General features: G+C 30.6%; 18 protein-coding genes. 16 read left to right on the plus strand and 2 right to left on the minus strand.

Going from position 1 to position 12,400, the window contains the following annotated elements; translation table 11 throughout:
- Positions 1 to 97 precede the first annotated feature (97 nt).
- Positions 98 to 727 carry a MarR family transcriptional regulator gene (locus tag NYE52_RS24600; RefSeq protein ID WP_312756132.1) on the plus strand — a complete coding sequence of 210 codons (630 nt, stop codon included), beginning with the start codon at positions 98 to 100 and terminating at the stop codon, positions 725 to 727.
- Between the two features lie 667 nt (positions 728 to 1,394).
- On the plus strand, positions 1,395 to 1,583 hold the full coding sequence (locus tag NYE52_RS24605) for a hypothetical protein (RefSeq protein WP_341195290.1): 189 nt from the start codon (positions 1,395 to 1,397) through the stop codon (positions 1,581 to 1,583).
- A gap of 21 nt (positions 1,584 to 1,604) precedes the next feature.
- Here NYE52_RS24605 and mobQ read toward each other — a convergent pair whose 3' ends face one another.
- Complete coding sequence (gene mobQ / locus NYE52_RS24610) at positions 1,605 to 3,506, minus strand: MobQ family relaxase (RefSeq protein WP_341195291.1); 1,902 nt, start codon at positions 3,504 to 3,506, stop codon at positions 1,605 to 1,607.
- Between the two features lie 442 nt (positions 3,507 to 3,948).
- Between mobQ and NYE52_RS24615 the strand changes: the two genes are divergently transcribed.
- The 8 genes from NYE52_RS24615 to NYE52_RS24650 all read left to right on the plus strand — a co-directional run bounded on the left by NYE52_RS24615 (position 3,949) and on the right by NYE52_RS24650 (position 8,369).
- Positions 3,949 to 4,242: a conjugal transfer protein TraD gene (locus NYE52_RS24615; RefSeq protein ID WP_341195292.1), complete on the plus strand. Its 294-nt coding sequence runs from the start codon at positions 3,949 to 3,951 to the stop codon at positions 4,240 to 4,242.
- 36 nt (positions 4,243 to 4,278) lie between these two features.
- Entirely contained in the window at positions 4,279 to 4,440 is a 162-nt protein-coding gene (locus NYE52_RS24620; protein WP_156827908.1) for a hypothetical protein, read from the plus strand.
- Positions 4,441 to 4,504: 64 nt separating this feature from the next.
- The gene (locus NYE52_RS24625; protein WP_186325745.1) at positions 4,505 to 4,648 is read left to right on the plus strand and encodes a hypothetical protein; all 144 of its coding nucleotides are present in this window, start codon (positions 4,505 to 4,507) and stop codon (positions 4,646 to 4,648) included.
- Positions 4,649 to 4,676: 28 nt separating this feature from the next.
- Positions 4,677 to 5,213, plus strand: a complete 537-nt coding sequence (locus NYE52_RS24630) for a hypothetical protein (RefSeq protein WP_016205410.1) — start codon at positions 4,677 to 4,679, stop codon at positions 5,211 to 5,213.
- Positions 5,214 to 5,455: 242 nt separating this feature from the next.
- Positions 5,456 to 6,274 (plus strand): hypothetical protein, encoded by an 819-nt coding sequence (locus tag NYE52_RS24635; protein ID WP_016205411.1) that lies wholly within the window; start codon positions 5,456 to 5,458, stop codon positions 6,272 to 6,274.
- A 418-nt stretch (positions 6,275 to 6,692) separates the two neighbouring features.
- Positions 6,693 to 7,430 (plus strand): hypothetical protein, encoded by a 738-nt coding sequence (locus tag NYE52_RS24640; RefSeq protein WP_341195293.1) that lies wholly within the window; start codon positions 6,693 to 6,695, stop codon positions 7,428 to 7,430.
- Positions 7,431 to 7,591: 161 nt separating this feature from the next.
- Complete coding sequence (locus NYE52_RS24645) at positions 7,592 to 7,963, plus strand: type II toxin-antitoxin system RelE/ParE family toxin (protein WP_341195294.1); 372 nt, start codon at positions 7,592 to 7,594, stop codon at positions 7,961 to 7,963.
- Between the two features lie 142 nt (positions 7,964 to 8,105).
- Positions 8,106 to 8,369, plus strand: coding sequence for a helix-turn-helix domain-containing protein (locus NYE52_RS24650; protein WP_341195295.1), 264 nt, complete (start codon positions 8,106 to 8,108; stop codon positions 8,367 to 8,369).
- Between the two features lie 289 nt (positions 8,370 to 8,658).
- Here NYE52_RS24650 and NYE52_RS24655 read toward each other — a convergent pair whose 3' ends face one another.
- Positions 8,659 to 9,876 carry an Abi family protein gene (locus tag NYE52_RS24655; RefSeq protein WP_341195296.1) on the minus strand — a complete coding sequence of 406 codons (1,218 nt, stop codon included), beginning with the start codon at positions 9,874 to 9,876 and terminating at the stop codon, positions 8,659 to 8,661.
- Positions 9,877 to 10,212: 336 nt separating this feature from the next.
- Here NYE52_RS24655 and NYE52_RS24660 point away from each other — a divergent pair, with 336 nt between their 5' ends.
- The 6 genes from NYE52_RS24660 to NYE52_RS24685 all read left to right on the plus strand — a co-directional run bounded on the left by NYE52_RS24660 (position 10,213) and on the right by NYE52_RS24685 (position 12,316).
- Entirely contained in the window at positions 10,213 to 10,743 is a 531-nt protein-coding gene (locus tag NYE52_RS24660) for a MerR family transcriptional regulator (protein WP_341195297.1), read from the plus strand.
- A 71-nt stretch (positions 10,744 to 10,814) separates the two neighbouring features.
- Positions 10,815 to 10,982 carry an antitoxin VbhA family protein gene (locus tag NYE52_RS24665; protein WP_016205416.1) on the plus strand — a complete coding sequence of 56 codons (168 nt, stop codon included), beginning with the start codon at positions 10,815 to 10,817 and terminating at the stop codon, positions 10,980 to 10,982.
- Between the two features lie 21 nt (positions 10,983 to 11,003).
- Positions 11,004 to 11,183 (plus strand): hypothetical protein, encoded by a 180-nt coding sequence (locus NYE52_RS24670; RefSeq protein ID WP_341195298.1) that lies wholly within the window; start codon positions 11,004 to 11,006, stop codon positions 11,181 to 11,183.
- 109 nt (positions 11,184 to 11,292) lie between these two features.
- A complete protein-coding gene (locus NYE52_RS24675) occupies positions 11,293 to 11,685 on the plus strand; it encodes a hypothetical protein (protein ID WP_341195299.1) in 393 nt (130 codons plus the stop codon).
- Positions 11,685 to 11,906 carry a hypothetical protein gene (locus NYE52_RS24680; RefSeq protein WP_341195300.1) on the plus strand — a complete coding sequence of 74 codons (222 nt, stop codon included), beginning with the start codon at positions 11,685 to 11,687 and terminating at the stop codon, positions 11,904 to 11,906. Before NYE52_RS24675 ends, NYE52_RS24680 begins: the two co-directional genes overlap by 1 nt.
- Positions 11,903 to 12,316, plus strand: coding sequence for a hypothetical protein (locus tag NYE52_RS24685; protein ID WP_341195301.1), 414 nt, complete (start codon positions 11,903 to 11,905; stop codon positions 12,314 to 12,316). Before NYE52_RS24680 ends, NYE52_RS24685 begins: the two co-directional genes overlap by 4 nt.
- Positions 12,317 to 12,400: the final 84 nt, after the last annotated feature.

Consider the following 12,400-nt stretch of genomic DNA (forward strand, 5'->3'; position numbering starts at 1 on the left):
TCTAATCAAGGGATAGGAATTAATCCCATATTCACTTATAGAATAATTATATTCTAACATATTGAGATTGATTCCTTCCAGTAGGGAGAGGAATTTTGTGAAAAAAGAAAACAATAATGTAGTAAATTTAAACACTGCTAGTAAAAATGCTAGAAAAAAAGATTTTGAAAATGATGAAATCCTTAATAATTTGGAGCATTTTGGAGTACCTAAAGAACAAATTGAACAAGCCATGAAAGTTCTTAGCATGGCTACTGGCAATAAAGAACTTTACATAGGTACTAAAAGATCTCCGCAATCGAAAGTGAGGTTTGCACAGAATTTGCAAGAGAATGTAGGTTTTTTAAATAAAAATAAATATTTGACTGGTAGAGAAAAAATATTTTTAAATGACATTACACCATATATAGCTTTTTCAAGTAACTGTATAGTTCTTGATATTAAAGTTAAAAACCCTATTCCTGCAAATATTACTGAGATTGCAAATATCATTGAAAGTGATAGATCAAATACTAGTAAAGTTATAAATTCTTTGGTTAAAAAAGGGATTTTATTTAAAGGAGAATCAGGAATAGAAGGTAATAATGCGAAAGCATATGCTATTTTTGTTAATCCGCATGTGATATATGCTGGTGATAAAGATCATGTAAACGAAGCTTTACAAGTTATGTTTTATAAAGCTATGAAAATGAAAATATTAAAAGATTTACCTGATAAATTATTTTAAACAAAATCCGTAGTTATCAATTTTGATAATTACGGATTTTTTCTTATTTCGTCTGTGGTATTTTTACCACGAAAGTGTGGTATTTTTACCACAGACGAAAAGTGCTAAAAACCTATATATACCAACGCTTTAACCTACTTTTAAAACTCTCTCTCTTCTCACTCTATATTAAATAGCATTTCGCTCTTTAATTAGCAACCCCTAATTTAAACTTTTTACGTTATTGCCATTAAGGCTGAAAGGTTGCCATAAAGGCAACTAAAAACCTCGCAGTTAAGGGGGGGCTTTCCCCATAACAAGGCTATCCCAAAAATGGTATACCTTTTCTTGTAAAATGGTTTTAGAAAGGAGTGTTTTTATGGATATATTTAAAGGTGGTAGCTTAAAGAAGTGTCCAAAGTGCGAAAAGGAGGTTCAAACGCTTCTTGCGTTTACTGGTACGGTGCGTTGTAGCAATTGCGGTTATATATATCTTGAGGAAGAAATAAGAAAAGAAGAACCACTCTGATTCGCACCCAGACGATAGTTCTTCTTCTTCTGAAGATTAATTCAGTTGAACAGACATTGGTCTGCAAAAATCCTAGTACCTCCTTAGTATATCAATTCATTTTGTAGTTATCAAAAATTATAACTACAGGCTTATAATAGCTAAAAAGGGGTGTTTACTTTGCACGAGTTTGAAAGGTCCAAACAAATTATCAAAGGTAAGTTTGATTGCAACCGTACTTGGAACGTGACGTTTGAGTATAATCGAGATTATGAAAAAAAGCCTTTATCTTGGGAAGAAAATCAGCAATTGCTTGACGATCTTATCAAGGTATTTGAAAAATACGAAATGAATTGGAAGTTGAAATAAGGGGTTGTAAATTTTACAACCCTAGAGTTCTATCCCTTCCTTGCCTTTGGATAAAGCTTGTTCTTGTTGTTTTTTTTCTATTCTTTCTATGTCTTTCTTAACATTAGATAAAGCTTCATTTTCCTTCTGCAATCCCTCAATTTTCTTCATATACTCATCTTTAATTGGTTTCTGTTCATTGACTAGTTCCCTATCTTGTTTAATAGAAAAATCACTTTTATAACCAGCTTGTACAAGTTCTCGTCCTATTGCTTTTTTGCGTTCTTTTAGTGATTCATATTGTTCTTTTGCTACTGGATCATTAAGTGCCCTTCCGTATTGGTAAGGATTATTTTCAGTAGCTTTTAATTGGCGGTCAATTTGGGTAATTCTTTTTAATTTTATTTCAGCTGCGTTCACAGTTTCTTCTCGTTTTTCATAATTAGAAATAGCTTTTGACATGTTATCTATTTCAGCTTTATTTTTCTCGATAACTGTTGGTATATCGCTAGTTTTTGAAAGATTATAGTGTTCGTGAATGTCTTGTAATTTTATAGCTGTTTTATAATCGATTGGCTTATTTTTAAGTTCAGGATATAAAGAAGTTGCTTTTTTGATTTCATGATTTTTTAAAATGTTTTCTCCACGTTCCAATAGCTCATTTGTCTTTTTGTGTTCTTTTCTTTTTATTTCTAATTCGGCATAAGTTTGCTGGACTTCTTTATCTAATTGCTTTTTCCTAAATGGGATTTCTTCTCTAGTTGAAATGCCATTATCTCGCATTAAAACGGATACTCTTTCTTTTTGGCTATCAAGAGTTTGGCTTAAAGAATTAATTTCATTGCGTAGCTGCTCTTTCTGTTTTCGTTGGAAGAATCCTGTATTTTCAAGTTCTTGCTCTTTTTCGCTTATTTGTTTTTCAAAGCTAGATAAAGTAGCGTTTGCTTGGAAAAGATTATCCATGTTTTTTTGTTTATTCTGTAGTTGATAATACTCGGAATTATTTTTTTGATGTGATTTAGAATTGTTCTCTTTCGCTTTAGAAATGTTCTCTAAAGTTGGTTCTTCTTTGGTTAAGCTTGTTTTGATATAGTCTAATAAATTTTGTTCTCCAGTGGTGAAAGCAACTACCTTTTTTTGTTCCTGTTCTTTTAACAAAGCTTGTAATTGTTGCTTTTCCTCATGATATTTTTGAAAGTCATAAATGATAGCATTGTGCTGTTTTACTTCACGATTAATATTTCCGCGGTCTGTTTCGATTCCCTTTTTCTCCATATCAGAAGCTACATGCCCTAAATGAACAGTAGGTAAAATTTCAAGTCCACGATCAGCATGAGATTGATGGGTAATTCGTTCTTGGATATTTGCTTTTTCAAGTGCTTTATTTGCATATTCTGACCATTGTTCACGAACAGAAAGACAATTTTCACTAGACTTTACAAAGCCACGATTATTTTCTTTTGCATTGGCAAAGTCAGCGTTCCATTCACGATTTTTTTTACCAAATCCATGTTCATCAATAGTTCTCATAGTCAGCATGATATGAGCGTGTGGATTTTCTTTATCATCTCGGTGGATTGCAATATCGGCAACCATACCTTTATCTACAAACTGGTCTTGAACATATCCTTTAATTAATTCGGTTTGCTGTTCATTAGAAAGTTCTTTTGGCAAAGCAATATTAATTTCTCTTGCTAGTTGAGAATCTTTTCTCTTTTCTGTACGTTCTACTTCATTCCAAAGAAACTCACGATTTTGAACCCATGATGGAGAATTAGAAGGAGCAAGAATCATGGTTTCAGGTTGCACTTCTCTTTTATAGTATTTTGATTCTTGGGAGCGTTCATCATATAGCTTTTCGCCTGAACGATAAGAAGCAGAAGCAACTGCTGATTGTCCTTTTGATCTACTTATAATTTGCATAGATAAGTGATAGATCGCCATGATTCTTTACCTCCTTTTTTTAGATTTTATGTATTAGGATTTTTTGCTTTTTATGTTTTTCGGTTTTGAATAACCGTAATAAAAAAATTCGTACCGAAAGGTGGGAAAATTTTTATTATGGATTCGTAAGAATTTATTAGACGAGTTGGGGAAATCCCAACTTGGAATAATAAATAGCTTACGATTGTTTTTTGTATTCGCCATTTGGCGGATACTCATTCGCACATTTGCGAATGAAGGATTTTGATTTTGTATTCGCTGATAGGCGAATATGCTTTTCCGTTGCGAAGCAACCGCACACATTGGAACAATGTATAAGTGCGCCCTTCCTCACATTGGTTCGTTGGGGTCATTATACCACGTAGCGATGTGAGGAGTCATTCTGTAATTCTAGTTTTCGCTCGTAATTTTGGATATAATAGAGAAAATAATAGAGTAGGGAGTGAGAGCCTTGGCTCGAAGAACGGAAGAAGAGAGACTAATAGATTTAGAAGAAAAAATTAAGAAGATGCAATTTGAGAAGCAACGGTTGGCGAACCAAGTGAGACAAAAGGAGCGAAAGGAAAGAACGAGACGATTGATCCAAGTAGGTGGATTAATTGAAAAACATTTTGAAATAAAGGGAGAAGAAGAAGTTATTAAATTAATTGTTTCTTTTAAAGAGTCTGTAGAAAAAAACAAAGAAAAGATATTATCTCTTGATATTGATCAAGCTAGAAAGATACTTAAGATTTAATAGATAAAAATTAAATCTTAAGAAAAAGGAGTTAATATGAAATCAAATAATAATAAAAAAAGAAAAATTCAAGCTAAATATAGAAAATTAACAAATAAAAATAATAAAAATGATAAATTCACTGAAAAAATAGCAATTATTTTTGCTTTGTTTTTTCTCATAATTTTATTTTTAAATATATTTATAAAATCTTTTTAAAAAGTATATTTTGACATTTATTTCATATTTTATTAAAATAATATAAAACTAGGGGTGGATAATAATGGGAATTAAACCATTGAAACTTTTTATATTGACTTTTGTTTGTTCATTAATTTTTTCAATTGTATTTGTATCAATACAACGTATTGATACCTATTTTAATCCACCAGAAGTACCTGTTACTTCTATTGAAAAAATAGAATAATTATTTTATATGAGGGGAAAGGGAATTGATGAAAAATTTATTTTTTACAGTTGGAACACTATTTATTTTTGGAATATTTATACTAGGTTATAGTAGCCAAGCTAACGCTATGACAGAAGAAACAAATGATTTAGAAGAAATAGATCCAATTGTTGCTCAAGATGGTGATGAAGATGGTATTAATGATCAATCTAGTGTAAATATTCAAATAAAAAAAGTTTCGGATAATTTAATTGTTCCTTTTGGCGCTGGTCAATGGGACTATATTGGAAAAAGTTCGTTTAAAACTGTTTCTAAAACTTTTTATTCAGGTGGAGGAGATCTCTTAATTTATATAAATCAACCTTATGAAGGACCTGCTTTTAAATGGTTATATAAATTAGTAGAAGATGATCCAGCTATTGATGATACAGTTTCTAATTTTGAATTACCTAATAAAGGTGGTACTTATGAAGTAAAATTTAATGTTAGGAGTTTTGTAGATGGAGATAATAAAAAAGCAGAATTAAGATTACAAAAATTAACGATGCCAACGACGACTGTTGATACTGAATGGTGGGATTAGAAAGAATAATATTTTTTAATAGATTAATAATTTATTTATATAGGTAATTATTACTTTTTAAAGGCCCCTGATTTTTTTTATTTTAAAAATCAGGGTTTTTTTATATTTTTCTATATTCAAATATAAGAATATTTAGAAAAAAATAAAAAACTTTATTATATTTATCATTAACATATATATCATTAACCAGTAATATGTGGTATATTTTGGTAGGATTATACAAATAAAAAGGGGAAGAAAAAATGAAAATATTAAAAAAGATTAGCTTTGTTTTATTATCTTTAAGTATTTTATTCATTGCTGCACCTTTAAGCTTTGCAAGTGAAACAAATGATCAAGTCGAAAAAGAAATAATCACTAAAAAAGAGATAATTGATAAGACTGAACAAATAGAAAAATTTTATAAAGGTGATATTAAGTTACAAAATAAGCTGAAAGCAAAAATTAAAAATGGTGAAGAATTAGATAGTAATAATCCTAAAAAAGCGTCATTAGGAGAAGTTGAAAAAATAGATGAATCAACTTTTAAAATAACATATCCTGATGGTTCTTATGCATTGGAAGGAATAGATTTATCGAATACAAAGGTTTATGATGAAGAAGGTAATTTACTTGGGAATTTTAATGATTTGTATCCTGATGGTACATTAAATTTTAATCCCATAAAAGGGACCGTTTTGCCCGAAGAACCACAATTTTCAACTATGGATAAAAATACAATTAGTGGTGGTACTGTAACCGTTGGATCAGGGTATCGTACCGCGAAGGGTGTAAAAGTATACCATTATAGTTATCATATGACTGTCCAGTTTAAAGTTGATTACACTTTAGTTCAAAGTGGTTATGATTACATATCTAGAATTTATGGGGTTGATATCGCAGCGTATGAATGGGATATTTTATCAGAAGGTGTTTTTAGAAAGAAGGAAACACTTGAATATAGTGCATATGGTGGAGTTAAATTTAAGATTAAAGAATATGCCGATGCTACAAAAACAGGTACAGCTCATTTATATATTCGTGTAGCGAAAGATAAAGCTTGGATTGATATAGATTATTAATAAACTAAAAACGAGGGTGATAAATAATGGGGTATATTAGTGTTTTTGTTACTACAATACGTCCTATCATGGAAATCATTAATATGATTGCATTAATTTATATTGCTTTTAAATTGTCGACGATTAAGAAATAAAAAAATTGTAGTGTAACTAAAAAATGCAAGTGATTAACATAATGTGTTTTATTTAACTATAGAAAAAAGATATATGATCATCTATCTTGGTTCAATATTATTTTACATTTGGACACTCACCAACAAACTAGTTTAAAGACCAGTAACTTTTACTGGTCTTTTAGTTTTTTAATACTTTTTAATATAAACAAGTTGATAGAATCAGAGAATTATCACAAACGTTTGTTCGTGTTATAATCAAATATATGGTAAAATATTCTTAAGAAAATATTGGAGGTGTGTTGTTGAGGCATCTTAACGATCGTTCTGTTTTAGAAGAAAATTCACAAAAGGAATTAACAACTGTTCCTGGACCGTTAGTAACTAAAAACATTATTGAAAATAGTTTGAGTAATGATTTTGAAGAAGCAAAAAAAGAATGGGAATTAGTTACACATATTTCAAGTGAATCTGATGAATTTGTTGAAAACTGTCAACTCTGCAACCACAAAAACTATATTGAAAATTGGCTAATACAAAATTCTAATACAAAGGTCTTATTAAAAGTAGGTTCAGATTGTATCAGACGATTTATACAATTTGCTGGAACTGCAAATCAGTCTGACAGTAATACTTTCTTCGCTATTAAAGAAAAGGAAATAGGGAAAGAACTTGAGTTAAGGACATCATATAAAGAAGTTATTGGGATGCCATTACCTACTGTAAGAGCTGCTAATAGATTTAAAAAGATTTGTAAAGAGTTGCTTGAGTCAAGAGGTCAAATTCACCTTCTTGCAACAATAGATGGTCAGTATGAAGTAATACAACAGCTTTTTAGAGTAAACACACCAACAGAAAAAGAAAAGAAAAATTTTGAATGGCTTATGGCTGAACCGTCTAAACTTCCTGTCCAAAAAGAGACTAAGAAATTTAGAAATATAAAATATAAAGAAGGTACAACACTTAGAAGAAGTGCCAAAGTTACAAGAAGTACGCTCGTTAGCTCTAAGGTGTATCAAGATCCCTCAAAAAAATATGATTAAAAGTATCTATTTTGGATGTTAATATTTTCACTTGTCTATTTAACAGAATGAGCATTAAAGAACCTACTTTATAAAAGAGTAGGTTCTTTCTTTGATTTTTGATAACAAAAACGTTATAATTATAACAAAATTGTTATCAAAATCCGAAATGAGGGCATAGTATGAATTACGAGGTTATCTTCTATGAAGATGGTCATGGATGCTCTCCTGTAAAAGAATTTTTAGACTCTTTACAAATCCAATCTTCCAGCAACAAACAAGCGAAACAATTATTCGCTAAAATTGTTTTGTATATCAAGATTCTAGAAAAGAGTGGTACTCGATCTGGACTTCCTTATACAAAGCATATCGGAAATGGAATTTGGGAACTCAGACCCAAAGATCATAGAATCTTTTTTTTTGGTTGGGATGGTAACAAAATAGTGTTACTACATTCTTTTCATAAGAAAACCAAAAAAACTCCTTCTTTGGAGATTAAACAAGCTGAAAGAGAAATGAAAGATTGGCTGGAAAATGGTAAGGACAGAGACTAAGAAATAACAGGGGAATTTATCTATTATCAAATTCAGAAAACAGGGGAGTAATAATAAACTCCCCTGTACATGAAGATTCCCGTAAATAGATTAATTATTTTTGAGTCGTAAACAAAATTTGAGAAATGAGGTGAATAATAATATGAAATGGGCTGATTATCAAAAACAGATTACTGCACTGAACAGCGAGGAACTTGAGCATATTGAAATAGTTGCACATCTGGTCAGCCGTCGAATTAAGCTTGGTTTAACTCAAAGAGATGTTGCAGAACTCTCAGGGTTAAAGCAATCTGCTATTGCTCGACTTGAAAAAGAAGGAGCAATTCCAAGATTAGATACTTTAGAGAAGGTCTCTAAAGCTCTAGGCTTAAAGCTCGCGTTAGTTGAGGATAATGCGGTGCATTAAGATTTATATATATAGGGTAGCCCTGCTTTAAAAAGTACCTATTTCTAAACAAAAAGAAATAGGTACTTTTTGTTTTTTTGCTTTAGTTAACATAATGTGTCTGATAATTAGAAAAAGGATCTTTCAGTTAGAAAGATCCTTTTTCATTAATAATATACAAAAGCACCTTATCCGTTAGGAAAAGGTGCTTAGGGACTTTTAGCAAGCCACAATAGCTTGACACGCCGTCTTGGCTATACGTTATTTTATGTTGTTAATATAACATATATTTATTTAAGCGTCAATTTTTTTAAATCCAATCATTTATATTTGGGTTTCCCATTCTTTCAAGTAAAGCCCTAGAAATATGAGCATTATTAGATTTTTTTTCAAGATACCAATAATTATGTAAAAAAGCTCTTATTTCAAATAAATCAACATATAGCCCTAAAACCTTGAGTACATCATATAACTTTATAATGTATTGAGATCTAATAGGAGTTAAACCTAATTGTGAGATTAAACGAGCATTTATTTTTAACTTTTGTGGAGTTCTAAAACGATTAACTAATTCAAAATGTGCACATGTATTACGTAATTCTCTAATTATTTCCAAAGAGTTTAAAAACATTTCCTTTTCATGAGGTTCTACATGGAAATCTTTTAGCACCGCATCTAAAGTTCTTTTTTTTAATCCATACATCAAAACAATTATATCATTTAACATTAAAGTTTTTATAATAGCCCAAAATGGAGGATTATTATACTCATTTATGTAAGGGAATTTTATTTTACATTCATCAATATAGGTTAACCCATATATTCTTTCGTCATTATTTATATTGATACGAGTAGATACTATTGGTCCTGAAGTAGGAGCAATTGAAGTCAGTAATGCTAAGAGTGTTCTTTGTTTTGAGTTAAAAAATGTACAGCTACCATTAACTTCTCTAATTGAAACAGTACCAAAGCGACCTTTAAAAACACCAGTTAAGTTTGTTTTTCCTCCAGGTAGATAAGTTACGTTCCCATCAAATGTACCCCTAAATTTCCCTTCAAAATAATAACTTTTTCTAAATAATTTATGAGATTGTTTCGGTTTATTTATATTATAAAAGAAATTGACATATTGTTTTGGTCCTTCAGTCTTTTTTGGGATGTTATAACAGTTTATATCAATGTAATTATTATTATCTTGCAATGTTGAACAATGATTCTTACAAAAATGATAGGCTATAGACGATTTTAATTTTGTTTCAAATTCTGAAATCCTTTGAAATATTAAACTGGATAATTGTAAATCAAAATCATATAGTCTAACAAAATCGTTAAAAGATTTTTTGGTATATTTTTTTGGTGGATTTTTAGGATCATCAAGTAAAAGTGTCTCAAATCCATTTATCAGATTAAAATAATTTCTATCTAAAAGATAGTTTTTAGCAGAATGAAAATCATTAATATGTAAATTTCTACTTTTTAACAAACGAATTTGATTATATACACTGTTAAATTCTTTATCTGCAGGCAAAATAATCCCTCCTTATTATCTATCTTAAACTTAGGTATAGTTAAACTAAATATATTTTTTTGAAAATGGAACTCAGTTAACATAATGAGTCCTATACACAGCAATCCAAAAAGCAAAAGGCGGAATTTGTCCATATTGGGGCAAATTCCGCCTTTTTGCGTTTGGGAAATATCGAGAAAAATAGCTTCATAATAAAAAAGTCAATCTCTAGATCCCTCCGTTTTACTTCTAAATGCTACTTCATTATATAATTGACTTTTTCACGATGATTGAAAGGAAAGAAGGAAATTCTACTAGATTATCGAAGAGTAAAAGTAGAAGGAGTGAATAAACGCTATGACAAACGCTAATAGCTTTGGCTATTTTTCGAAAGATGTTGCTGCTGATTTAGAAATAACTACTTCTAGTTTAAGAAGGTGGTCTATTGAGTTAGAACAGCATGGCTATATAATTGAACGAAATGAAAAAGGACAACGGATTTATTATGAACGCGATTTTAAAGCGTTAAGAGAATTAAAGAAATTATTATCAAATAATGTCTCTTTCACAGACGCGTTAAATGCTGTTGTATCAATGAATATAGACGAAAAAAACGCAACAAAAACGCCTAGCGTTTTCACGGATGAGATTCGTTTATCAAAGAGTGAATTAGAAGAAACGATACAACGAGTAGTGAAAGTAGCAATTGAAGAAGAAAGAGAAAATATGTTGAAAGCATTTGAATATAAAATGAATGATGTTGTAGAAAAAAGAGATCGGATCCTAACGATGCAATTACAACAATCATTAGAAGAAAAGAGATTAGAAATAGCAGCTGCCAAAGAAGAAGAAGACGTAAAACCCTGGTGGAAAAAACTCTTCAAGTAAAAACCATTACAGACAAGGGTTGCCTTTATGGCAACCTATAAACCTTTAGGGTAAGTAAGGAGGATTTTTTTATGAAAAGGACTAATGAAGAAGCGATGAGATATGCAAAAGCTTCGTTGAGATTATCTGGAATGGATGTTTCGAAAGAACAAGAGGATTTAGTAAGAAAATCTCTAGAAGGACATATTTCAGATGAAGATTTTATCAATCAGTTAAAGGAATTAGTTGATAAAAAATAAAATAAGATGGTGGGCGATTTTATGTTAATGCTTCATGAAATTTTAGGAACAGATAAGCCGATTTTTAAAGAGAAACAAGCAGAACATTTTTTCTATGAGGAATTGCTAGCATTGAACGAAAAACCTTCACAATATAAGATTACTGGCTATGTGGAAGTAAGAAAAAATAAGCAATTATTTTTCAAGGAAGTGTATAGCTAGGGAAAAGATACCGATTATTCTATTTTGGAAAATCGGTATTTTTTATGCTTGAATTAAAGTTACTTAAATGATATAATAAAGGTAACTTAAAGAAAAAGGCGGTAAAAAAATGTTGAAAGTATGGGATTTACACAAAAAATTATATGATGCTCGTTGGAATGGTGAAGAGGAAACAAATAAGACAATGGAGCAGCTGGAAAATGAATTTGTAGACTTGGCCACTAAAGAAGGAATTGCTATGGAAACAATAAATGAAATGTTAGGTCAGCTCTATATTCCGCCTTATCGATATGATACGTTACCAGACCATTTAAAATACTCTAATTCAGCTAAAAAGGAAAATGTAGGGCGTCCGTCTATGGGAGTCACTAAAAAGGTTTCTATAACCCTTCCAGACGATATATGGAGCAAAATAAAGAGCGATATTAAGGATAAGGATTTAAAATCTATGTCTGCTTATTTTAGAGAATTAGCTTTGGCTCATTTTAAGGAGGAAGCATGATGAAAAAATTAAAAATTTATATGGAAAATGGGGAATTTGTGATAGAACATGTTAATTCGTTTGGAAATGGTACAAAATGTTCTTTTCTATCAGAAAATGGGTTGAAAGAATCTTTGGATTCTTATGCAGCTGTCATCGATCAATATGAATTAGAGGTATCAGATGAATTGTGGGCAATGGTTATTAACTACGTAAGTAGTGAGGAGTTCCAAAGAAAATGATTTGTTCTTATTGCGGGCAAGAAAATAGCAGCTATGCAAAAACATGTTCTTTTTGTGAAGTACCATTAAAAGTGAAAAGACCGAAACTAAATGGTTTTATGTACTTGGAATTATGCGAAAGACCGTTTTCGGTTTTGGTTTCTTTTCACACATATGATCTTTTAGTTTTGCTCCGACTGGTGAGAGAAAAGCGGACAAGTTGCTACCACCTCATGAGAACCGTTCAGAAGGCTCCTGACGGGGTTGTGGTTCCTGATGATATAAAAGGATTGGCAGAGAGTGAATATCGCCTTTATACCGCCCGTATGAAGGTTATAGAGGGTATCTTGATTGATAGAATGGGTTATAAACCGAAAAGAATTGATGATAAATTACTAGAAAGATTAAAAGAGAAGATAGAAAAAGACTAGAAAAAAAGGGGAAATATTGGTAGGGTTAGGTTATAAAAAAAAGAAAAAGAAACCTTCCTAGTTTTGTCGGACTCCGAAGGTTTC

Source organism: Niallia sp. FSL W8-0635, assembly GCF_038007965.1.
Lineage (GTDB): Bacteria > Bacillota > Bacilli > Bacillales > Cytobacillaceae > Niallia.

Bases quoted from the DNA above. Each gene is read 5' to 3' on its own strand.
- mobQ (WP_341195291.1), bottom strand. From the start codon at position 3,506: ATGGCGATCTATCACTTATCTATGCAAATTATAAGTAGATCAAAAGGA.
- NYE52_RS24620 (WP_156827908.1), top strand. From the start codon at position 4,279: ATGAAATCAAATAATAATAAAAAAAGAAAAATTCAAGCTAAATATAGA.
- NYE52_RS24625 (WP_186325745.1), top strand. From the start codon at position 4,505: ATGGGAATTAAACCATTGAAACTTTTTATATTGACTTTTGTTTGTTCA.
- NYE52_RS24630 (WP_016205410.1), top strand. From the start codon at position 4,677: ATGAAAAATTTATTTTTTACAGTTGGAACACTATTTATTTTTGGAATA.
- NYE52_RS24635 (WP_016205411.1), top strand. From the start codon at position 5,456: ATGAAAATATTAAAAAAGATTAGCTTTGTTTTATTATCTTTAAGTATT.
- NYE52_RS24645 (WP_341195294.1), top strand. From the start codon at position 7,592: ATGAATTACGAGGTTATCTTCTATGAAGATGGTCATGGATGCTCTCCT.
- NYE52_RS24650 (WP_341195295.1), top strand. From the start codon at position 8,106: ATGAAATGGGCTGATTATCAAAAACAGATTACTGCACTGAACAGCGAG.
- NYE52_RS24660 (WP_341195297.1), top strand. From the start codon at position 10,213: ATGACAAACGCTAATAGCTTTGGCTATTTTTCGAAAGATGTTGCTGCT.
- NYE52_RS24665 (WP_016205416.1), top strand. From the start codon at position 10,815: ATGAAAAGGACTAATGAAGAAGCGATGAGATATGCAAAAGCTTCGTTG.
- NYE52_RS24670 (WP_341195298.1), top strand. From the start codon at position 11,004: ATGTTAATGCTTCATGAAATTTTAGGAACAGATAAGCCGATTTTTAAA.
- NYE52_RS24675 (WP_341195299.1), top strand. From the start codon at position 11,293: ATGTTGAAAGTATGGGATTTACACAAAAAATTATATGATGCTCGTTGG.
- NYE52_RS24680 (WP_341195300.1), top strand. From the start codon at position 11,685: ATGAAAAAATTAAAAATTTATATGGAAAATGGGGAATTTGTGATAGAA.
- NYE52_RS24685 (WP_341195301.1), top strand. From the start codon at position 11,903: ATGATTTGTTCTTATTGCGGGCAAGAAAATAGCAGCTATGCAAAAACA.